This window comes from Brevundimonas sp. (genome assembly GCF_035999125.1).
In the GTDB taxonomy this organism is placed as follows: domain Bacteria; phylum Pseudomonadota; class Alphaproteobacteria; order Caulobacterales; family Caulobacteraceae; genus Brevundimonas.
On sequence record NZ_DASYGX010000002.1, the window covers coordinates 1 to 19,147 of the forward strand.

General features: G+C 67.8%; 31 protein-coding genes and 2 pseudogenes. 32 read left to right on the plus strand and 1 reads right to left on the minus strand.

What is annotated here, in order from left to right; all coding sequences use genetic code 11:
* Positions 1-241, plus strand: a pseudogene (gene tuf, locus VGN45_RS00205) (elongation factor Tu); the annotation flags it as partial.
* A 67-nt stretch (positions 242-308) separates the two neighbouring features.
* On the opposite strand, the gene VGN45_RS00210 reads toward tuf, so the two are convergent.
* The gene (locus VGN45_RS00210) at positions 309-470 is read right to left on the minus strand and encodes a hypothetical protein (protein WP_327458190.1); all 162 of its coding nucleotides are present in this window, start codon (positions 468-470) and stop codon (positions 309-311) included.
* 142 nt (positions 471-612) lie between these two features.
* On the opposite strand from VGN45_RS00210, the gene VGN45_RS00215 reads away from it, so the two are divergent.
* The 31 genes and pseudogenes from VGN45_RS00215 to rplQ all read left to right on the plus strand — a co-directional run bounded on the left by VGN45_RS00215 (position 613) and on the right by rplQ (position 19,099).
* Complete coding sequence (locus VGN45_RS00215) at positions 613-1,755, plus strand: GNAT family N-acetyltransferase (RefSeq protein ID WP_327458191.1); 1,143 nt, start codon at positions 613-615, stop codon at positions 1,753-1,755.
* 3 nt (positions 1,756-1,758) lie between these two features.
* A complete protein-coding gene (locus VGN45_RS00220; protein ID WP_327458192.1) occupies positions 1,759-2,658 on the plus strand; it encodes a transcriptional regulator in 900 nt (299 codons plus the stop codon).
* 159 nt (positions 2,659-2,817) lie between these two features.
* Positions 2,818-3,702, plus strand: a complete 885-nt coding sequence (locus VGN45_RS00225) for a GIN domain-containing protein (RefSeq protein WP_327458193.1) — start codon at positions 2,818-2,820, stop codon at positions 3,700-3,702.
* 284 nt (positions 3,703-3,986) lie between these two features.
* Positions 3,987-4,292: a 30S ribosomal protein S10 gene (rpsJ, locus tag VGN45_RS00230; RefSeq protein WP_003164367.1), complete on the plus strand. Its 306-nt coding sequence runs from the start codon at positions 3,987-3,989 to the stop codon at positions 4,290-4,292.
* A 19-nt stretch (positions 4,293-4,311) separates the two neighbouring features.
* Complete coding sequence (gene rplC, locus VGN45_RS00235; RefSeq protein ID WP_327458194.1) at positions 4,312-5,073, plus strand: 50S ribosomal protein L3; 762 nt, start codon at positions 4,312-4,314, stop codon at positions 5,071-5,073.
* On the plus strand, positions 5,073-5,711 hold the full coding sequence (gene rplD / locus VGN45_RS00240) for a 50S ribosomal protein L4 (protein ID WP_327458195.1): 639 nt from the start codon (positions 5,073-5,075) through the stop codon (positions 5,709-5,711). Before rplC ends, rplD begins: the two co-directional genes overlap by 1 nt.
* Positions 5,711-6,016, plus strand: coding sequence for a 50S ribosomal protein L23 (locus VGN45_RS00245; protein WP_327451285.1), 306 nt, complete (start codon positions 5,711-5,713; stop codon positions 6,014-6,016). Before rplD ends, VGN45_RS00245 begins: the two co-directional genes overlap by 1 nt.
* A gap of 4 nt (positions 6,017-6,020) precedes the next feature.
* Positions 6,021-6,857: a 50S ribosomal protein L2 gene (rplB, locus tag VGN45_RS00250; RefSeq protein WP_327458196.1), complete on the plus strand. Its 837-nt coding sequence runs from the start codon at positions 6,021-6,023 to the stop codon at positions 6,855-6,857.
* A 3-nt stretch (positions 6,858-6,860) separates the two neighbouring features.
* On the plus strand, positions 6,861-7,139 hold the full coding sequence (gene rpsS, locus VGN45_RS00255; protein ID WP_125256857.1) for a 30S ribosomal protein S19: 279 nt from the start codon (positions 6,861-6,863) through the stop codon (positions 7,137-7,139).
* Between the two features lie 3 nt (positions 7,140-7,142).
* Positions 7,143-7,523: a 50S ribosomal protein L22 gene (rplV, locus tag VGN45_RS00260; RefSeq protein WP_327458197.1), complete on the plus strand. Its 381-nt coding sequence runs from the start codon at positions 7,143-7,145 to the stop codon at positions 7,521-7,523.
* Positions 7,523-8,275, plus strand: coding sequence for a 30S ribosomal protein S3 (gene rpsC / locus VGN45_RS00265; protein WP_327458198.1), 753 nt, complete (start codon positions 7,523-7,525; stop codon positions 8,273-8,275). Before rplV ends, rpsC begins: the two co-directional genes overlap by 1 nt.
* Before the next feature lie 3 nt (positions 8,276-8,278).
* Complete coding sequence (gene rplP, locus VGN45_RS00270) at positions 8,279-8,719, plus strand: 50S ribosomal protein L16 (RefSeq protein ID WP_327458199.1); 441 nt, start codon at positions 8,279-8,281, stop codon at positions 8,717-8,719.
* Entirely contained in the window at positions 8,719-8,916 is a 198-nt protein-coding gene (gene rpmC, locus VGN45_RS00275; protein WP_055832148.1) for a 50S ribosomal protein L29, read from the plus strand. Before rplP ends, rpmC begins: the two co-directional genes overlap by 1 nt.
* 10 nt (positions 8,917-8,926) lie before the next feature.
* Positions 8,927-9,169, plus strand: coding sequence for a 30S ribosomal protein S17 (gene rpsQ, locus VGN45_RS00280; protein ID WP_327458200.1), 243 nt, complete (start codon positions 8,927-8,929; stop codon positions 9,167-9,169).
* 18 nt (positions 9,170-9,187) lie between these two features.
* Complete coding sequence (rplN, locus tag VGN45_RS00285; RefSeq protein WP_327458201.1) at positions 9,188-9,556, plus strand: 50S ribosomal protein L14; 369 nt, start codon at positions 9,188-9,190, stop codon at positions 9,554-9,556.
* A gap of 1 nt (position 9,557) precedes the next feature.
* Positions 9,558-9,866 (plus strand): 50S ribosomal protein L24, encoded by a 309-nt coding sequence (rplX, locus tag VGN45_RS00290; protein ID WP_327458202.1) that lies wholly within the window; start codon positions 9,558-9,560, stop codon positions 9,864-9,866.
* Entirely contained in the window at positions 9,866-10,426 is a 561-nt protein-coding gene (gene rplE / locus VGN45_RS00295) for a 50S ribosomal protein L5 (RefSeq protein ID WP_327458203.1), read from the plus strand. Before rplX ends, rplE begins: the two co-directional genes overlap by 1 nt.
* A gap of 19 nt (positions 10,427-10,445) precedes the next feature.
* Entirely contained in the window at positions 10,446-10,751 is a 306-nt protein-coding gene (gene rpsN / locus VGN45_RS00300) for a 30S ribosomal protein S14 (RefSeq protein WP_125256866.1), read from the plus strand.
* 13 nt (positions 10,752-10,764) lie between these two features.
* Positions 10,765-11,163: a 30S ribosomal protein S8 gene (gene rpsH, locus VGN45_RS00305; RefSeq protein WP_327458204.1), complete on the plus strand. Its 399-nt coding sequence runs from the start codon at positions 10,765-10,767 to the stop codon at positions 11,161-11,163.
* A gap of 1 nt (position 11,164) precedes the next feature.
* Complete coding sequence (gene rplF / locus VGN45_RS00310) at positions 11,165-11,698, plus strand: 50S ribosomal protein L6 (RefSeq protein WP_327458205.1); 534 nt, start codon at positions 11,165-11,167, stop codon at positions 11,696-11,698.
* A 3-nt stretch (positions 11,699-11,701) separates the two neighbouring features.
* A complete protein-coding gene (rplR, locus tag VGN45_RS00315) occupies positions 11,702-12,058 on the plus strand; it encodes a 50S ribosomal protein L18 (RefSeq protein ID WP_327458206.1) in 357 nt (118 codons plus the stop codon).
* 12 nt (positions 12,059-12,070) lie between these two features.
* Entirely contained in the window at positions 12,071-12,679 is a 609-nt protein-coding gene (gene rpsE, locus VGN45_RS00320) for a 30S ribosomal protein S5 (protein ID WP_327458207.1), read from the plus strand.
* A 2-nt stretch (positions 12,680-12,681) separates the two neighbouring features.
* Entirely contained in the window at positions 12,682-12,876 is a 195-nt protein-coding gene (rpmD, locus tag VGN45_RS00325) for a 50S ribosomal protein L30 (RefSeq protein WP_327458208.1), read from the plus strand.
* Positions 12,877-13,012: 136 nt separating this feature from the next.
* Positions 13,013-13,453, plus strand: a pseudogene (rplO, locus tag VGN45_RS00330) (50S ribosomal protein L15); the annotation flags it as partial.
* A gap of 279 nt (positions 13,454-13,732) precedes the next feature.
* Positions 13,733-15,115 (plus strand): preprotein translocase subunit SecY, encoded by a 1,383-nt coding sequence (gene secY / locus VGN45_RS00335; protein WP_327458209.1) that lies wholly within the window; start codon positions 13,733-13,735, stop codon positions 15,113-15,115.
* A 65-nt stretch (positions 15,116-15,180) separates the two neighbouring features.
* The gene (locus tag VGN45_RS00340) at positions 15,181-15,744 is read left to right on the plus strand and encodes an adenylate kinase (RefSeq protein WP_327458210.1); all 564 of its coding nucleotides are present in this window, start codon (positions 15,181-15,183) and stop codon (positions 15,742-15,744) included.
* Positions 15,745-15,802: 58 nt separating this feature from the next.
* Complete coding sequence (locus VGN45_RS00345) at positions 15,803-16,525, plus strand: energy transducer TonB (protein ID WP_327458211.1); 723 nt, start codon at positions 15,803-15,805, stop codon at positions 16,523-16,525.
* A gap of 164 nt (positions 16,526-16,689) precedes the next feature.
* Entirely contained in the window at positions 16,690-17,058 is a 369-nt protein-coding gene (rpsM, locus tag VGN45_RS00350) for a 30S ribosomal protein S13 (protein WP_327458212.1), read from the plus strand.
* Between the two features lie 12 nt (positions 17,059-17,070).
* Positions 17,071-17,460, plus strand: a complete 390-nt coding sequence (gene rpsK / locus VGN45_RS00355; protein WP_141626275.1) for a 30S ribosomal protein S11 — start codon at positions 17,071-17,073, stop codon at positions 17,458-17,460.
* 97 nt (positions 17,461-17,557) lie between these two features.
* Positions 17,558-18,577, plus strand: coding sequence for a DNA-directed RNA polymerase subunit alpha (locus VGN45_RS00360; protein ID WP_327458213.1), 1,020 nt, complete (start codon positions 17,558-17,560; stop codon positions 18,575-18,577).
* A gap of 105 nt (positions 18,578-18,682) precedes the next feature.
* Positions 18,683-19,099 (plus strand): 50S ribosomal protein L17, encoded by a 417-nt coding sequence (gene rplQ / locus VGN45_RS00365; RefSeq protein WP_327458214.1) that lies wholly within the window; start codon positions 18,683-18,685, stop codon positions 19,097-19,099.
* Positions 19,100-19,147 lie beyond the last annotated feature (48 nt).

Here is a 19,147-nt window from a genome sequence, read left to right on the forward strand (position 1 = left end):
GGAGGGCGGGCGTCACACCCCGTTCTTCACCAACTACCGCCCGCAGTTCTACTTCCGCACGACCGACGTGACCGGCATCGTGCACCTGAAGGAAGGCGTGGAGATGATCATGCCCGGCGACAACGCCGAGCTGACCGTCGAGCTGATCACCCCGATCGCCATGGAAGAGAAGCTCCGCTTCGCCATCCGCGAAGGCGGCCGCACCGTCGGCGCCGGCGTCGTGTCCAAGATCATCGCGTAAGCGACGGTCTCAGAACCTGAAGACTGCGAAGGCCCCGGGGTTTCCCGGGGCCTTCTGCTTTGCGAGCTCAGTCGTTGGGCTTGCCCGTGGCCGGATCCGTGGCGGTCTCGCCGCTGTTCGACGAGCCTTCGGAGCCCGCCGGCTCCTGAGCCGGATGGGGTGGTTCGCCGTCGCGGACGGGCTTTTCCTGTTCGTACTCGTTCTGGCGGCCGGGCTGGCGGGCGGTCATGGCGGGGCTCCGTGGTTTGCAAACGGCAACGCTCCGTTGTGGCGGCAGGTTTCGTTCACCATGCCCCTAAACCGTGCCGCAAGGGCGGATGGGGCAGGATGCGCTCCGGCCCGACGTGCGTTCGGGCGGACGGAGCCCGAGCATGACCCTGACGGTCGATCTGATCGTGCCGGACGAGCTGGACGCGCCGCTGACCGACGCCTGGCGCGGCATGGTCGACGCGAATCCGGATCTGGTGTCGCCCTATTTCCAGCCCGAATTCACCCAGGTGGCCGGAGCCGTGACGCCCGGCGCGCGCGTGGCCGTGTTCCGGCGCGGCGGCACGGTCGTGGGCTTCTTTCCGCACCAGAAGCGCGGCGGCGCGATCCAGCCGCTGGCGGCGCCGCTGAACGACTATCACGGGGTGATCGCCGCGCCGGGCGAGACGATCGGCCTGGAGCAGGCGGCGGACCTGTTGAAGGCGCCGCGTCTGAGCGTGGGCGGCTGGGTGGGCCCCTCGACCGGCGGCGAGCGCCGCGCCACGGTTCAGGCCGCCCTGCCGGACGGCTATGACGCCTGGTACGCCGAGCGGCGCGCGACCTTCGGCAAATACTTCAAGGACAAGGAGCGCGCGCGGCGGAGCCTGGAGACGGAGCTGGGTCCGATCCGGGTCGAGCGCGGCCTGACCGATCCGGCGCTGCTGGATCACCTGATCGAGCTGAAGCGCGAGCAGTATCGGCGCACGGGGCGGCACGACGTCTTCGCCTGCGGCTGGACGCGCGACGTGCTGCACGCGCTGACGCGGGATCACCGCGGCCGTTTCGGCGCGTCCATGGCGGCGCTGTGGGGCGGCGACCGGCTGGCGGCGCTGGAGATCTCGCTGCACGCCACGGACCAGTATCACTTCTGGTTCCCGGCCTATGACCCGTCGGTGGCGCGGTGTTCCCCGGGCATCCTCTTGAGCATGGACACCATGCGGATGGCGGCGGCGGAGGGGTTCCGGGTCTTCGACTACGGATTCCAGGGCGAGAGCTACAAGAAGTACTTCTGCAACGCCGAGCGCCGGATCGTGGAGGCGGTGATCGAGCGGCCGGGGCTGATGCGCAGCGCGGGGCGGGCGGCGGTCGGCCTGCTGAACGCCACCGGCGAGGGCCGGGGCAGCCGGCTGGGCGCCAGCGTGCGGCGCCGCTGGGCCGCGATCGAGGCCTGCGAGGTCACGACGGGGGCCCGGCTGAAGGGCGCTCTGTCCGCCGTGGGCGCCGCCGTCGCCAAACTGACCCCGTCACCCGCCACCGCGAGGGCCTGAGCCATGACCACCCGCTATGCCGGTCCGATCCGCGAGGCCGCCGTCCATTCGCATTCGCTGAACGCCCGGGGCTTCGCCGAGGACGCCTGGCTGGCGGCCCTGCTGGACCGCTGCCCGGCCGATCTGTTCGACATCAACCTGTACGACTACGACGCGGAGGGGCAGGTCAGCCTGCGCACCGGCGCGCGGGGGCGGCTGTCGGGGGCGGAACTGCTGGAGGCGATCAAGGCCGGGCGGCTGTGGGTCAACATCCGCGACGCTGCGGATGCCGCGCCGGACCTTTGGGACGCGGCGATGGCCGAGTTCACGCGCATCCAGAAGTCCTATCCGGGGATGAAGGCGGTCACCAACGCGGGCCAGCTGATCCTGTCGTCGCCCAAGGCGCGCGTTCCGTATCACTTCGATCCGGCCGGCGTGGTGCTGTTCCACCTGCGGGGGCGCAAGCGGGTGTTCGTCTATCCGGGCGACGAGGCGCACCTGCCGGAGCGGTGCATGGAACAGGTGGTGGCGCGCCAGACGACGGAGGAGCTGCCCTACGTCCGCGCCTTCGAGGGGGACGCCACGGTGATCGACCTTGAGCCCGGGCAGGCCCTGACCTGGCCGCTGTACGCGCCGCACCGGGTGGAGAACCTGGACCGGTTCTGCGTCAGCCTGTCGATGGACTTCCAGACCTGGCCGTCGCGCTGGCGCAACGGGGCGCTGTACACCAACGCCGTGCTGCGCGGCCGCGGCGCGCGGCCCCGGCCTACGGACGTGATGGCGACGCCCGAACTGGCGGCTCGCTGGGCGGCCTCGCTGGCGTTGAAGCGGGTCGGCGGGCTGAAGAGCCGGATCGCCCATTTCGAGCGCGACTTCGAGCCGGAGCTGGGCGTGGAGGACGGCGCGCGGGCGATCGTGAACTGATCCGACGTTCGGAGCGAGGAATTCGACGACGCCTCCGGAGAGACTTCGACGAGGACGAACACGACCATGAATTCGGCGTCATGACGTCGAGTTAAAATGACTTCGTCCGCCTCAGGGATCACGTTCCGCTCCAGAGATTTTGGAGAGGGAGCTCCCGCCATGAAGACCTTGTTCGCCGTTTCCGCCGCCGCCCTGGCCGTAGCCGCCGCCGCGCCCGCCGTCGCCCAGTCCGTCGAGATCGAGGACGCCGTGGCCCGCGTGGTCGTGATCGTGGAGGACCGCACGGACGTCGCCGTGTCGGTGGAGGCCGGCCGCGCCGACCTGCCGGCGCTGCGCGTGCGCCGCGAGGGATCCAAGACAGTGGTCGAGGGCGGTCTGGCCGACCGACGCTTCATGATGCGCCAAAGCCGGATCCGCGACTGCCGCTCCGGTCCGGCGGGCGGAACCCAGCCGGGGCAGGGGGCCAGCGTCGAGGTGCGCGGCGTGGGTCGGGTGAATCTGGCCGACGCGCCGCTGATCATCATCCGCGCCCCGCGCGCCGTGAAGGTGGCGGCGGGCGGCGGCGTCTACGGCACCGTGGGTCAGGGTGCGCGCGAGGTTGATCTGTCTATCGGCGGCTGCGGCGACTGGACCGTGCCGAACGTGGCCGGCGACGTGCGCGTGAACATCGGCGGCTCGGGCTCGGCGCTGCTGGGCGCCAGTCGGGAACTGGAAATCAACATCGGCGGCTCGGGCGAGGTGCGCACGGGCACGACTGGCGACTTCCAGGTCAACATCGGCGGCTCCGGCGACGTGATCCTGGCCGGGGCGACGGGCGGCCGGGGCGAGGTCAACATCGGCGGGTCGGGGGACGTCGCGGTGCGGGGCGGACGGCTGGCGGACCTCGGCGTCAACATCGCCGGATCCGGCGACGTGGCCTTCGACGGCACGGTCGGCGATCTGGACGTGTCGATCATGGGCGGCGGCGACGTACGCGTGGCCGAGGTGACGGGACGCACCGAACGCAACATCATGGGCGGCGGACAGGTGACCGTGGGCCGCTGAGGCCCGCCCCGCCACCTTTTCGCCGCTTGACGACGGGCGAGTCACCCGTCATAAGCCCCCACTCTTGTTGGACCGGCTGTGCAGTTCGCTGCAGACGCGGTCCGCAGGAACGCCTCAAGACCCTGTTCTTTGCAGACTCTTGGGTTCATTCGGCCTCACGGCTGCGCCGTGCAGGCCGATCGTTTTTGCGGATTGCGTACCCTGAGGGCTTCGGCCCGAAGGCTTCGGTCTTTGAAATGGTTCACAGGGACGCGGTCCTCCGACCGCTTGGGATAAGCACCGATATGGATCAAAGCATCCGCATCAGGCTCAAGGCCTTCGATCACCGCGTCCTCGACTTTTCGACACGCGAGATCGTCAACACCGCCAAGCGCACGGGCGCGACCGTTCGCGGTCCGATCCCGCTGCCGACCCTGATCGAAAAGTTCACCGTGAACCGTTCGCCGCACGTCGACAAGAAGTCGCGCGAGCAGTTCGAAATCCGCACGCACAAGCGCGTGCTCGACATCGTCGACCCCACCCCGCAGACCGTGGACGCGCTGATGAAGCTCGACCTGTCCGCCGGTGTGGACGTCGAGATCAAGATCTAAGAAGAGAAGGCGGGATCCGATGCGCACGGGCGTGATCGCCAAGAAGCTGGGCATGACCCGCGTGTTCGCCGAAGACGGCGCGCACGTTCCGGTCACTGTGCTTCAACTCGACGGCTGCCAGGTCGTCGGCCAGCGCACTCAGGAGCGGGACGGCTACGTCGCCCTGCAGCTGGGCGCCGGCACGAAGAAGGCCAAGAACACCAACAAGGCCCAGCGCGAAGTCTTCGCCAAGGCCGAGGTGGAGCCGAAAGCCTACGTCACCGAGTTCCGCGTCGACGCGGACGGCCTGCTGGACGTGGGCGCCGAGTTCACCGCCGATCACTTCGTGGTCGGGCAGAAGGTGGACGTCCAGGCGCCGACCGTCGGCAAGGGCTTCGCCGGCGCCATGAAGCGCTGGAACTTCGGCGGTCTGCGCGCCACGCACGGCGTCTCGGTCTCGCACCGTTCGCACGGTTCGACCGGCAACCGTCAGGATCCGGGCCGCACCTTCCCGGGCAAGAAGATGGCCGGCCACCTGGGCCAGGAGATCGTCTCGGTCCAGAACCTGACCGTCGTCCGCATCGACAGCGAGCGCGGCCTGATCCTGGTCAAAGGCGCCGTGCCCGGCCACGACGGCACGTATGTGAAGGTCCGCGACGCCATCAAGAAGGCCCGTCCGGCCGACGCCCCCTTCCCGGGCGGCATCAAGTCCAAGTCGGCCCCGGCCGCCGAGCAGCCCGCCGAGACCCCGGCGGAAGAGACCGCTCCGGCCGCCGAAGCCGTTGAAGGCGGTGAAGCGTAATGAAACTCTCGGTCATCAAACTGGACGGCAAGGCCTCGGGCGACGTGGAGCTGTCGGATGCCGTTTTCGGCATCACCGACATCCGCGGCGATCTGCTGGCCCGCTACGTCAACTGGCAGCTGGCCAAGCGCCGCGCCGGCACGCACAAGGTCCAGACCCGGAACGAGAACTCTCGCACCGGCAAGAAGATGTACAAGCAGAAGGGCACCGGCGGCGCCCGTCACGGTTCGCGCCGTGCGCCGCAGTTCGTCGGCGGCTCGCGCGCCTTCGGCCCGGTCGTCCGCGACCACGGCTTCTCGCTGCCGAAGAAGGTCCGCGCCCTGGCCCTGCGCCACGCCCTGTCGTCCAAGGTCGTCTCGGGCGATCTGGTCGTCGTGGACTCGGTGGACGTCAAGGAAGCCAAGACCGCCAAGCTGCGCGAGCAGTTCGGCAAGCTGGGCTGGACCAAGACCCTGATCATCGCCGGCCCGGAAGTGAACGAGAACTTCGGCCTGGCCGCCCGCAACATCCCGCACGTGGACGTGCTGCCGAACGCCGGCCTGAACGTCTACGACATCCTGCGGGCCGACAAGCTGGTGCTGACCAAGGCCGCCGTCGACGCGATCGAGGCCCGCTTCGCCAAGAAGGAGGCCGCGTGATGGCCGGCGCCCAACCCACCGCCAAGCACTACGACACCATCCTGGCTCCGGTGATCACCGAGAAGGCCACGATCCTGTCGGAGCAGAACAAGGTCGTCTTCCGCGTCGCCGACAAGGCGACCAAGGACGAGATCGCCGCGGCGGTCGAAAGCCTGTTCAAAGTCAACGTCGTCAAGGTCAACACCCTGGTTCAGAAGGGCAAGACCAAGCGGTTCCGGGGCATCCAGGGCCGTCGCGTCGACATCAAGAAAGCGATCGTGACGCTGGCCGCCGGCCAGTCGATCGACGTCACCACGGGGCTCTGATCCGATGGCGCTGAAGACCTACAATCCGACCTCGCCGGGCCGTCGCGCCCTGGTGCTGGTCGACCGCTCGGAGCTGCACAAGGGCCGCCCCGAGAAGTCGCTGACCGAGGGCCTGACCAAGTCGGGCGGCCGCGGCCAGGGCGGCCGGATCGCCGTGCGCTTCCGCGGCGGCGGGGCCAAGACCCTGTACCGCAAGATCGACTTCAAGCGTCGCAAGTTCGACGCGGTCGGCACGGTCGAGCGGCTGGAGTACGATCCGAACCGGACCGCCTTCATCGCCCTGGTGACCTATGCCGACGGCGAGAAGACCTACATCATCGCGCCGCAGCGCCTGAAGGCCGGCGACACGGTGGTCGCGGGCGAGAAGGTGGACGTCAAGCCGGGCAACGCCATGCCGCTGCGCTCGATGCCGGTCGGCACGATCATCCACAACATCGAGATGAAGCCGGGCAAGGGCGCCCAGCTGGCCCGTTCGGCCGGCGCCTATGCCCAGCTGGTCGGCCGCGACGCCGGCTACGCCCAGATCCGTCTCGGCTCGGGCGAGCTTCGCATGGTGCTGGACGGCTGCATGGCCACGGTGGGCGCGGTGTCGAACCCCGACCACATGAACCAGAACCTGGGCAAGGCCGGTCGCGTCCGCCACATGGGCTTCCGCCCGCACGTCCGCGGCGTGGCCATGAACCCGATCGACCACCCGCACGGCGGCGGCGAAGGCCGCACCTCGGGCGGCCGGACGCCGGTCACGCCCTGGGGCAAGGACACCAAGGGCACCCGCACCCGCAAGAACAAGGCGACGGACAAGTTCATCATCCGCAGCCGCCACGCCAAGAAGGCCCGCTAAGACATGGCTCGCTCATCCTGGAAAGGCCCGTTCGTCGACGGGTATCTGCTCAAGAAGGCCGACGCCGTCTCGTCGTCGGGCCGCAAGGACGTGATCAAGACCTGGTCGCGCCGCTCCACCATCCTGCCGCAGTTCGTCGGTCTGACGTTCGGCGTCCACAACGGCCAGAAGCACGTGCCGGTGTCGGTCTCCGAAGAGATGGTCGGCATGAAGTTCGGCGAGTTCGCCCCGACCCGGAACTTCCCCGGTCACGCGGCGGACAAGAAGGCCAAGAGGAAGTAACCGATGGCCCAGACCAAGAACGAGCGGCGCGTCGGCGCCACCGAGGCCCGCGCCAAGCTGGTGAACGTCCGGATCAGCCCGCAGAAGCTGAACCTGGTCGCCCAGTCGATCCGCGGCCTGCCGGTCCAGAAGGCGCTGAACGAGCTGGAATTCAGCCGCAAGCGCATCGCCACCGACGTCCGCAAGGCGCTCTACAGCGCCGTCTCGAACGCCGAAAACAACCACAACCTCGACATCGACAACCTGGTCGTCGCCGAGGCCTTCGTGGGCAAGAACCTGGTGATGAAGCGTTTCGCGAGCCGTGCTCGTGGCCGCTCGTCGCGCATCCTGAAACCTTTCGCGGAGATCACCATCGTGGTCCGCGAAGCCGGTGAGGCCGCCTGATGGGTCAGAAAGTCAATCCGATCGGTCTGCGCCTCGGCGTCAACCGCACCTGGGACAGCCGCTGGTTCGCCGGCGGTCAGGAGTACGCCAAGCTGCTGCACCAGGACCTGAAGCTGCGCGAGTGGCTGAAGGAGCGCCTGTCGGCCGCCGGCGTGTCGCGCATCATCATCGAGCGCCCGCACAAGAAGTGCCGCGTGACGATCTATGCCGCCCGTCCGGGCGTCGTGATCGGCAAGAAGGGCGCCGACATCGAGAAGCTGCGCAAGGACATCGCGGCCCAGACCGAAGGCGAGGTTCACCTGAACATCGTCGAGGTCCGCAAGCCGGAAGTCGACGCCCAGCTGGTCGCCGAAAACATCGCCCAGCAGCTCGAGCGCCGCGTGGCCTTCCGCCGCGCGATGAAGCGGTCGATGCAGTCGGCCATGCGTCTGGGCGCCAAGGGCATCCGGATGAACGTGTCGGGCCGTCTGGGCGGCGCGGAAATCGCGCGCATGGAGTGGTACCGCGAAGGCCGCGTGCCGCTGCACACCCTGCGCGCGGACATCGACTACGGCTTCTACGAGGCCAAGACGACCTACGGCATCATTGGCGTGAAGGTCTGGGTGTTCAAAGGCGAAGTGCTGGAGCACGACCCGATGGCCCAGGACAAGCGCTGGGCCCAGGAAGCGTCCGGTCCGTCGTCGAACGAAGGCCGCGAGCGCGGCCCCCGCGGCGACCGCGGTCCGCGTCGCGATCGCGGGCGTGAGGGCTAAGTCATGCTGCAACCGAAGAAGACCAAGTTCCGCAAGGCCTTCAAGGGCCGCATTCACGGCTCGGCCAAGGGCGGCTTCTCGCTGAACTTCGGCTCGTACGGCCTGAAGACGCTGGAGCCGGAACGCATCACCGCGCGTCAGATCGAGGCGGCCCGCCGCGCGATCACCCGCCAGATGAAGCGTCAGGGCCGGGTGTGGATCCGCGTGTTCCCCGACCTGCCGGTCACCGGCAAGCCGGCGGAAGTCCGCATGGGCAAGGGCAAGGGCGCCGTGGACCACTGGGCCGCGCGCTGCCACCCGGGCCGCATCCTGTTCGAAATCGACGGCGTGCCGGACGACGTGGCCCGCGAGGCGCTGCGCCTGGGCGCCGCCAAGCTGCCGGTCCGCACCAAGGTGGTCACCCGCCTGGACGCCGGCGTCGCCCATACGGAGGCCGCCGCCTGATGACCAAGATCGCCGATCTGCGGGCCCAGACGCCCGACCAGCTGTCCGACGAGCTGCTGAAGCTCAAGAAGGAGCAGTTCAACCTGCGCTTCCAGGCCGCCACCGGCCAGATGGAAAAGACCCACCGGGTCTCGGAAGTGCGCAAGGACATCGCCCGCATCTCCACGCTTCTGCGTGCGAACCGCGCGGCGGGTTAAGGAAACACCGATGCCGAAACGTATTCTCGAAGGCGTGGTCGTCTCCGACAAGGGCGACAAGACCGTCGTCGTCAAGGTCGAGCGCACCCTGCTGCACCCGGTCCTGAAAAAGACCGTCCGCCGCTCCAAGAAGTACCACGCCCACGACGAAGCCAATGCGCTGAAGGTCGGCGACGTGGCCCGCATCGTCGAGTGCGCCCCGAAGTCCAAGCTGAAGACGTGGGAAGTTCTCTCCCCCGCCTCGGCGTCGTAATCAGAAGGATCTGACTCCATGATCCAGATGCAAACTAACCTGGAAGTGGCCGACAATTCGGGCGCCCGCCGGGTCATGTGCATCAAGGTGCTGGGCGGCTCGAAGCGCCGCTACGCCTCGATCGGCGACACCATCGTCGCCTCCGTCAAGGAAGCCATCCCGCGCGGCCGCGTGAAGAAGGGCGACGTCGTGCGCGCCATCGTCGTGCGCACCGCCAAGGACATCAACCGCAAGGACGGTTCGGTGATCCGCTTCGACAAGTCGGCCGCCGTGATCGTGAACAAGCAGAACGAGCCCGTCGGCACCCGCATCTTCGGCCCGGTTCCGCGCGAGCTGCGCGCCAAGAACCACATGAAGATCATCTCGCTGGCTCCGGAGGTCCTGTAACATGGCCGCCAAGATCAAATCGGGCGACACCGTCGTCGTCCTGACCGGCAAGGACAAGGGACGCACCGGCAAGGTGACCAAGGTCCTGCCGACCGAAAACCGCGTCGTCGTGCAAGGCGTCAACATGGTTCAGCGCCACACGCGCCCGACCCAGGCTGACCCTCAGGGCGGCATCAAGAACAAGGAAGCGTCGCTGCACGTCTCGAACGTCGCGATCGCCGACGCCAACGGCAAGGCGACCCGCGTCGGCTTCCGCATGGACGGCGACAAGAAGGTCCGCTTCGCCAAGACGACGGGAGACGTCATCTGATGGCCGCCACCGAGAAATACACGCCGCGCCTCAAGGCCGACTACAACGACCGCATCAAGAAGGTGATGACCGAGAAGTTCGGCTACACCAACCCGATGCAGACGCCCAAGCTGGACAAGATCGTCCTGAACATGGGCATCGGCGAAGCCGTGGCCGACTCCAAGAAGGCCACCGCGGCCCTCAAGGACCTGACCATGATCGCCGGCCAGAAGGCCGTGCCGACCAAGGCCCGCAACTCCATCGCCGGCTTCAAGCTGCGCGAGGGCATGGTCGTGGGCGGCAAGGTCACGCTGCGCGGCGACCAGATGTACGAGTTCCTGGACCGGTTCATCACGATCGCCCTGCCGCGCGTGAAGGACTTCCGCGGCCTGAAGGGCACCTCGTTCGACGGTCGCGGCAACTACGCCACCGGTCTGAAGGAGCACATCGTGTTCCCGGAGATCAACTACGACCAGATCGACCAGATGTGGGGCATGGACATCATCGTCTGCACCACGGCCAAGACCGATGAGGAGGCCAAGGCCCTCCTCACCGAGTTCAAGTTCCCGTTCGTGAACTGATCGGGAAGGAAAGAGCACAATGGCAAAGAAGAGCGCCGTAAACCGCAACGAAGCCGTCAAGGCCCTGGTTGCGAAGTATGCCGCGAAGCGCGCCGCCCTGAAGGCGATCGCGAACGACGAATCCCTGCCGCTGGAGGAGCGCTTCGACGCGCGCCTGAAGCTGGCCGCCCTGCCGCGCAACTCGGCTCCGACCCGGATCCGCAACCGCTGCGAGGTGACGGGCCGTCCGCGCGCCTATTATCGCAAGCTGAAAATGAGCCGGATCGCGCTGCGCGAGCTGGGCAACAAGGGCCAGATCCCCGGCCTGACGAAGTCGAGCTGGTAAGGGGAACACGACCATGATGATCAACGATCCCCTGAGCGACATGATCGCCCGCATCAAGAACGCCGCGACCCGCAAGCGTTCCAAGGTGCTGACCCCCGCCAGCCGCCTGCGCCAGCGCGTCCTCGACGTGCTGCAGGACGAGGGCTACATCCGCGGCTACTCCCTGGTTCAGAACCCGGGCGAGTTCCCCCAGTTCGAGATCGAGTTGAAGTATTTCGACGGCCAGCCGGTGATCGCCGAGATCGCCCGCGTGTCGAAGCCGGGCCGTCGCGTCTACTCCGCCATTTCGGATCTGAAGCCGATCAAGAACGGCCTCGGAATCTCGATCCTTTCGACTTCGAAGGGCGTCATGTCCGACGCCGCCGCCCGCGACCAGAACGTCGGCGGCGAAGTCCTCTGCAGGGTCTACTAAGATGTCGCGCATCGGCAAGAAAACCATCGCCGTGCCGAAGGGCGTGACCGTCACGCTCGACGGCCAGACCGTCTCGGTCAAAGGCCCCAAGGGCGAGCGCTCCTGGACCGTGGCCGACGAGATCGAGGTCAAGCACGAGGGCGACGAGCTGTCGCTGGGCCTGAAGGCGGACACGCCGCGCGCCCGCGCCATGTGGGGTCTGTCGCGCACCCTGGTCGACAACATGGTCACCGGCGTCACCACGGGCTTCGAGAAGACTCTGGAGCTGGTCGGCGTGGGCTACCGCGCCGCCATGAAAGGCCAGGCCCTGTCGCTGCAACTGGGCTTCAGCCACGAGGTCGACGTGCCCGCCCCGGCCGGCATCACCTTCGCCGTGCCGAAGCAGACCGAGATCAAGATCTCGGGCCCGGACAAGCAGGCCGTCGGTCAGGTCGCGGCCGTCATCCGCAAGCTGCGTCCGCCGGAGCCCTACAAGGGCAAGGGCGTCCGCTATGCCGGCGAGAAGGTCCGCCGCAAGGAAGGCAAGAAGAAGTAAGCCATGGCCACGACTCTCAAGCAAAACGCCAAGCGTCGCGCCGAGCGCACCCGTCGCCGCCTCAAGGCGGTGGCCAACGGCCGTCTGCGTCTGTCGGTCTTCCGCTCGGACAAGAACATCTCGGCCCAGATCATCGACGACGCCCAGGGCGTCACGGTGGCCGCCGCCTCGTCGCTGGAAGGCGGCCGGGGCAAGAAGGGCTCGGACACCGCCGCGGCCGCTCAGATCGGCAAGCTGATCGCCGAGCGCGCCATCGAGAAGGGCGTCAAGGACGTCGTCTTCGACCGCGGCGGCTACATCTATCACGGACGGGTGAAGGCGCTGGCGGAAGCCGCGCGTGAAGCCGGCCTGAACTTCTAAGGGATCTGACAGATGGCACAGGCGCCCCAACGCGGCGGCGGCGGCAACGATCGCAACCGTCGCGACAACCGAAACGCTCCGGCCGTCGACGGCCCGGATTCGGACATCGTCGAGAAGCTGGTCCACATCAACCGCGTCGCCGCCACCGTGAAGGGCGGCCGCCGGTTCTCGTTCGCGGCCCTGATGGTCGTCGGCGACGGCAAGGGCCGCGTCGGCTTCGGTCACGGCAAGGCGCGCGAAGTGCCCGAAGCCATCCGCAAGGCGACCGAGGAAGCCAAGAAGACCATGATCAAGGTTCCGCTGCGCGAGAACCGCACCCTGCACCACGACGGCAATGGCCGTTGGGGCGCCGGCAAGATCATGATGCGCGCGGCCCCTCCCGGAACCGGCGTCATCGCCGGCGGTCCGATGCGCGCCGTCTTGGAAACCCTGGGCGTGCAGGATGTGGTGGGCAAGTCGACCGGCTCGTCCAACCCCTACAACATGATCCGCGCCACCTTCGAGGCGCTGAAGGTCCAGTCGTCGCCGCGCATGGTCGCGTCCAAGCGCGGCAAGAAGGTCTCGGACCTGATGGGCCGCCGCAACGACGGCGCCTCGGCGCCGGAAGCCGTGGAGTCCTGATCATGGCCAAGAAAGACGCCAAGACCGTCACCATCCGCCAGACCGGCAGCCCGATCCGCCGCAAGTCGGACCAGCGCGCCACCCTGGTCGGCCTGGGCCTGAACCGCCTCGGCCGCGAGGCCACCCTGGAGGACACCCCTTCGGTGCGCGGCATGATCGCCAAGGTCGCCCACATGGTGGAAGTGGTGGAAAAATAGGCAGTAGGTCTTAGGCAGCAGGCATTAGGGACGTTCGATCTTCTACTGCCTACTGCCTACTGCCTATTGCCTGATCAAATCCAAGCCGAGTCCGCGGCCACGTCCGCGGGCGCTAGCACCCGAAAGGATCAGGCACATGAAACTGAACGAAATCCGCGACAACGAAGGCGCCCACAAGAAGCGCATGCGCGTCGGCCGGGGCCCCGGCTCGGGCAAGGGCAAGACCTCGGGCCGCGGCGTGAAGGGCCAGAAGTCCCGCACCGGCGTGTCGCTGCTGGGCTTCGAGGGCGGCCAGATGCCGCTGTACATGCGCATGCCCAAGCGCGGCTTCAACAATCCGAACGCGCTGAAGCTGGCCGAAGTGAACCTGTGGCGTCTGCAGGACGCCGTGGACGCCAAGAAGCTGGACGTGAAGTCGGAGATCACGGGCGAGGCCCTGGTGGCCGCCGGCGTCATCCGCCGCGTCAAGGACGGCGTGCGCATCCTGGGCACGGGCGAGCTGAAGGCCAAGCTGAACCTGGTCGTCTGGTCGGCCTCGGCCGGCGCGGTGAAGGCCATCGAGGCCGCCGGCGGTTCGGTGACGCAACAGCGCATCGCGGCCGAGGAGAAGGCCGCCGCCCGCGTCGAGAAGCGCAACGCCGCCAAGGGCAAGGCTCCGGCCCCCAAGGCGCCGAAGGGCGACGCCAACAAGGTCTCGGCCCGCGCCAAGCGCACCGCCGCCCAAGGCGCCGGGAAGGCCGGCAAGTAACGAAAAGAGCGGGGCGGTCTGGCTGACGGACCGCCCTTCGCCTATCTGGACGCAAGCGCCGACATCGGGTCCGATGCGCCGCGTTCTGATCAGTCGGGGTGACGACACATGGCTTCGGCCGCCGAACAACTCGCAGCCAACATGAACATGGGCTCGTTCGCCAGGGCGACCGAGCTTCACAAGCGGCTGCTCTTCACGCTGATGGCCCTGCTGGTCTACCGCATCGGCACCTTCGTGCCGATCCCGGGGATCAACTCCGCGGCCTTCCTGCAGTTCTTCGCCGACCCCGACGGTCAGCGCGGCATCCTGGACATGTTCAACATGTTCTCGGGCGGCGCGGTGGAGCGGATGGCCGTCTTCGCCCTGAACGTGATGCCGTACATCTCGGCGTCGATCATCGTGCAGCTGATGGCCGCCGTGTACGGCCCGTGGGAGAAGCTGCGCAAGGAAGGCGGCGAGGCGGGCCGCAAGCAGCTGAACCAGTACACCCGGTATCTGACCGTGGCCCTGGCCCTGATGCAGTCGTTCGGCATCGCCGTGGGCCTGAACGCCCAGCCGGGTCTGGTCGATCAGCCCGGCCTGTTCTTCATCATCTCGACGGTCACCGTCCTGACGGGCGGCACCATGTTCCTGATGTGGCTGGGCGAGCAGGTCACCGCGCGCGGCGTCGGCAACGGCATTTCGCTGATCATCTTCGCCGGCATCGTGGCGGTGTTGCCGTCCACGACGGCGCGCCTGCTGGGCTTGGCCCAGCAGGGCCAGCTGTCGGCCTTCGTCCTGCTGTTGATCGGCGCCTTGGCGATCGCCACCGTCGTCTTCATCGTCTTCATGGAGCGGGCCCAGCGCCGTCTGCTGATCCAGTATCCCAAGCGTCAGGAAGGCAACCGCATGGCGGGCGGGGAGCGCAGCTTTCTGCCGCTGAAGGTGAACACCGCCGGCGTCATCCCGGCCATCTTCGCCTCGTCGTTGCTGCTGCTGCCGGCCACGGTGGCGCAGATGACGGCCAACGCCGACCTGCCGACCTGGATCTCGTCTTGGCTGCCGACCCTGACGGCTCAGCTCCAGAACGGCCAGCCGCTGTTCATGGTGCTGTACGCCGGCCTGATCATCTTCTTCTGCTTCTTCTACACGTCGATCACCTTCAACCCGGAGGACACGGCCGAGAACCTGCGCAAGTACGGCGGCTTCTTGCCGGGCATCCGTCCGGGCAAGCGGACGGCGGAGTATCTGGACTACGTCCTGACCCGTCTGACGGTGATCGGCGCGGCCTACATCACCCTGGTCTGCCTCGTGCCCGAGTTCCTGGTGGCGGGGATGGGCAACGCCGTCTACTTCGGCGGCACCTCGATCCTGATCGTGGTCTCCGTGACGATGGACACGGTCTCGCAGATCCAGTCGCACCTGCTGGCGCATCAGTATGAGGGCCTGATCAAGAAGGCCAAACTGCGCGGCCGCGGCGGCCGGGGCTCACCCGCACCGGTCCGGCGCTGACTTTTTGGTGGGCCAACGCGCTTCGCGCTACTTGAGCCCGAGCGCTTCGGGGAGGGGCTGACGCAATGAACCTGATCCTGTTCGGCCCCCCCGCCGCGGGCAAGGGCACCCAGGCCAAGCGCCTGGTCGAGACGCGTGGCATGGTCCAGCTGTCGACCGGCGACATGCTGCGCGCCGCCATCGCCTCGGGCTCCGACCTGGGGCTTAAGGTCAAGGACGTGCTGGCGCGCGGCGACCTCGTCACCGACGAGATCGTCATCGCCCTGATCGAGGACCGTCTGCCCGAAGCCGAGGCCGCGGGCGGCGCGATCTTCGACGGCTTCCCCCGCACAGTGGCCCAGGCGAAGGCCCTGGATTTCATGCTCGCCAAACGCGGCGCGCGCATTCACCGGGTGGTGCGGCTGAAGGTCGACGACGCGGCTCTGACCGCGCGGATCACCAAGCGGTTCGAGGATCAGGGCCGGCCGGACGACAATCCGGAGACCTTCAAGGACCGGCTGGCGGTCTACAACCGCAACACCGCGCCTTTGCTGCCCTATTACGAAGCCAAGGGCCTGCTGACCGAAATCGACGGCATGGGCTCGATCGATCAGGTCGCCGGCGCCATGGACGCCGCGCTCGACGCCTGAACGAAGCCTGACCGTTCGGCCTTTCGTGCGTTAAGCGCGGATGTGGCAAAACAGGCATATGACCGGAGTCCGGATCCCGCGTTCGTCCCCGCGCTGGCGCAAGCCGGCGATCTATGCCGCCGTGATCGCAGCGCACGCGGCCGTGCTGGCGGTCGTGGCGCGCACGGCGCCCACCCCGCTGCCGCCGCTGCCGTCGCCGCCGTTCCAGATCACCCTGCTGCGTCCGCCGCCTCCGCCCCCGCCTCCGCCGCCTCCCCAACCGGCCGTCGAAGTGGGCGGCGGCGCGCCGGCTGCGCCTTCGGTCGTGCGGCCGGCCCGAACCCCGCCGCCGCAGCCGGAGGTCGTCGCTCCGCCTGAACCCGCCCCTGAGCCGCCGGAGACCGTCGTCGGCGTCTCGCCCAATCCCGGCCCGACGCCGGGGCAGGGACAGGGCGGCGAGGGTACGGGGCAGGGCGGCGGCACGGGTGCGGGGACGGGCCCCGGCTCGGGCACGATCAGGGCGCGCCCCATCCGTCAGGCCACACTGGCCGAACTGCGGGCCCTGCATCCGCCGGCGGCGCGCGGCCGGTCAGGCCGGGCCGTGGTCACGTGTCAGGTCCAGCCGGACACACGGCTGGACGGCTGTCGCGTGACGTCCGAGACGCCCGTGGGGCAAGGGTTCGGGGCCGCCGGCGTGGCGGTGGCGACGCGCCATTATCGCTTCACCCCCTACGTCCGCGACGGCCGCGAGGTGGTGGGCGACATCACGGTGATCGTGGAGTTCGGCCGGCCCGGCAGGTGATCGGAGCGGCCCTTGGGAACCTTCCTGCCCGCCAAGTCTTGCCGGACGGTTGACGCGCGCTGAATCACGTCTATAAGAGCGCCCTTCCGCGAAGGGCGCCAACGCTCCAGGTCTGTTGACCGGAGCGTTTGTTGCGTCCGGTTTGCGCGTATCTGGAGATCTTCGTGGCCCGTATCGCTGGCGTCAACATTCCGACCAACAAGCGCGTCATGATCGCGCTGCAGTACATCCACGGCATCGGCCCGGCCGCCGCCAAGGACATCACCGGCAAGGTGGGCATCGAAGACGCCCGTCGCGTCAATCAGCTGACCGACGCCGAGGTTCTGCAGATCCGCGAGACCATCGACCGCGACTACACCGTCGAGGGCGACCTGCGTCGCGAGACGTCGATGAACATCAAGCGCCTGATGGACCTGGCCTGCTATCGCGGTCTGCGTCACCGCAAGGGCCTGCCGGTCCGCGGCCAGCGCACCCACACCAACGCCCGCACCCGCAAGGGTCCCGCCAAGCCGATCGCCGGCAAGAAGAAGTAAGAGAACCAGCTGATGGCCAAGGAACCGGGTCGCGTCAAAAAGCGCGAGCGCAAGAACATCACGTCGGGCGTCGCCCACGTGAACGCCAGCTTCAACAACACCATGGTGACCATCACCGACGCGCAGGGGAACGCCATCTCCTGGTCGTCGGCCGGGCACATGGGCTTCAAGGGGTCGCGCAAGTCGACCCCCTACGCCGCGCAGATGGCCGCCGAGGACGCGGGCAAGAAGGCCGCCGAGCATGGCGTCAAGACGCTGGAGGTGAACGTCTCGGGCCCCGGCTCGGGCCGCGAGTCGGCGCTGCGCGCGCTGCAGGCCGTCGGCATGACCATCACCACCATCCGCGACGTCACCCCGATGCCGCACAACGGTTGCCGTCCGCCCAAGCGTCGCCGCGTCTAAGCGCCGCCGCCGACGACGACCGCCGCATTTCTTTTCCGCCGGTCCCGCCTCACCTGACGAGGTTTAGGGGGACCGGCGACACTCGTTAGGGACACCTATGATCGAACGTAACTGGCAAGAGCTGATCCGTCCCGAGAAGCCGCAGATCGAGCTGGGCGCCGACGCCCAACGCAAGGCGCGCCTGGTGGCCGAACCCCTCGAGCGTGGCTTCGGCGTGACGCTCGGCAACGCCCTGCGGCGCGTGCTGCTGTCCTCGCTGCAGGGCGCGGCCGTCACCGCCATTCAGATTGACGGCGTGGTGCACGAGTTCTCGTCGCTGGAAGGCGTGCGCGAGGACGTTGTCGACATCGTTCTGAACATCAAGCAGCTGGCCCTGCGCATGCACGCCGAAGGGCCCAAGCGCATGACCCTCCGCGCCACGGGCCCCGGCCCGGTGACCGCCGGCCAGATCGACGTGCCGGCCGACATCGAGGTGCTGAATCCCGATCACGTCATCTGCACGCTGGACGACGGCGCGACTGTGCGCATGGAACTGACCGTCCAGAACGGCAAAGGCTACGTCGCCTCCGAAAAGAACCGTCCGGAAGACGCGCCGATCGGCCTGATCGCCGTCGACGCCCTGTACTCGCCGGTCAAGAAGGTCGCCTATCGCGTCGAGCCGACCCGCCAGGGTCAGTCGCTGGACTATGACAAGCTGATCATGGAAGTCGAAACGAACGGCGCCGTCTCGCCGGTCGACGCCGTGGCCTACGCCTCGCGCATCCTCCAGGACCAGCTGCAGATCTTCATCACCTTCGACGAGCCGAAGAAGGCCGAGGCCCTGTCGGAAGGCAAGCCCGACCTGCCGTTCAACCCGGCTCTGCTGAAGAAGGTGGACGAGCTGGAGCTGTCGGTCCGTTCGGCCAACTGCCTGAAGAACGACAACATCGTCTACATCGGCGACCTGATCCAGAAGACCGAGGGTGAGATGCTTCGCACCCCGAACTTCGGCCGCAAGTCTCTGAACGAGATCAAGGAAGTGCTGGCGACCATGGGCCTCAGCCTCGGCATGGACGTGCCGAACTGGCCGCCGGAAAACATCGAAGACCTGGCCAAGAAGTTCGACGACCAGATCTGAGTTCAACCCTCCGCCCGTCTCCCGCAGGGAGAATGTCGGGGCGGTTAGAAGAATACGGGCCAAGGTCCCTCAGGGGAAACCAGGCACGGAGTAGGAGAGACCCCGATGCGCCACGGCGCCGCCCATCGCAAGCTCGGTCGCACGACCAGCCACCGCCAGGCCATGTTCGCCAACATGGCCGCCTCGCTGATCAAGCACGAGCAGATCACGACGACCCTGCCCAAGGCGAAGGAACTGCGTCCCTTCGTCGAGAAGCTGGTCACGCTCGGCAAGAAGGGCGACCTGCACGCCCGTCGTCAGGCCATCAGCCAGGTCCGCGACGTGACCCAGGTCGGCAAGCTGTTCGACACCATCGCCCCGCGCTACACGGAGCGGAACGGCGGCTACATCCGCATCATGAAGGCGGGCTTCCGCCACGGCGACAACGCCGCCATGGCCGTGATCGAGTTCGTCGACCGCGACGTGGACGCCAAGGGTCAGGACTCCGGTCCGGTTCAGTCGTACGACGACGGCGAGGAGTGATCGCCGCCCGTCACGGGCGACGCTGAAAGCTTGAAGGGGCGGCCGGGG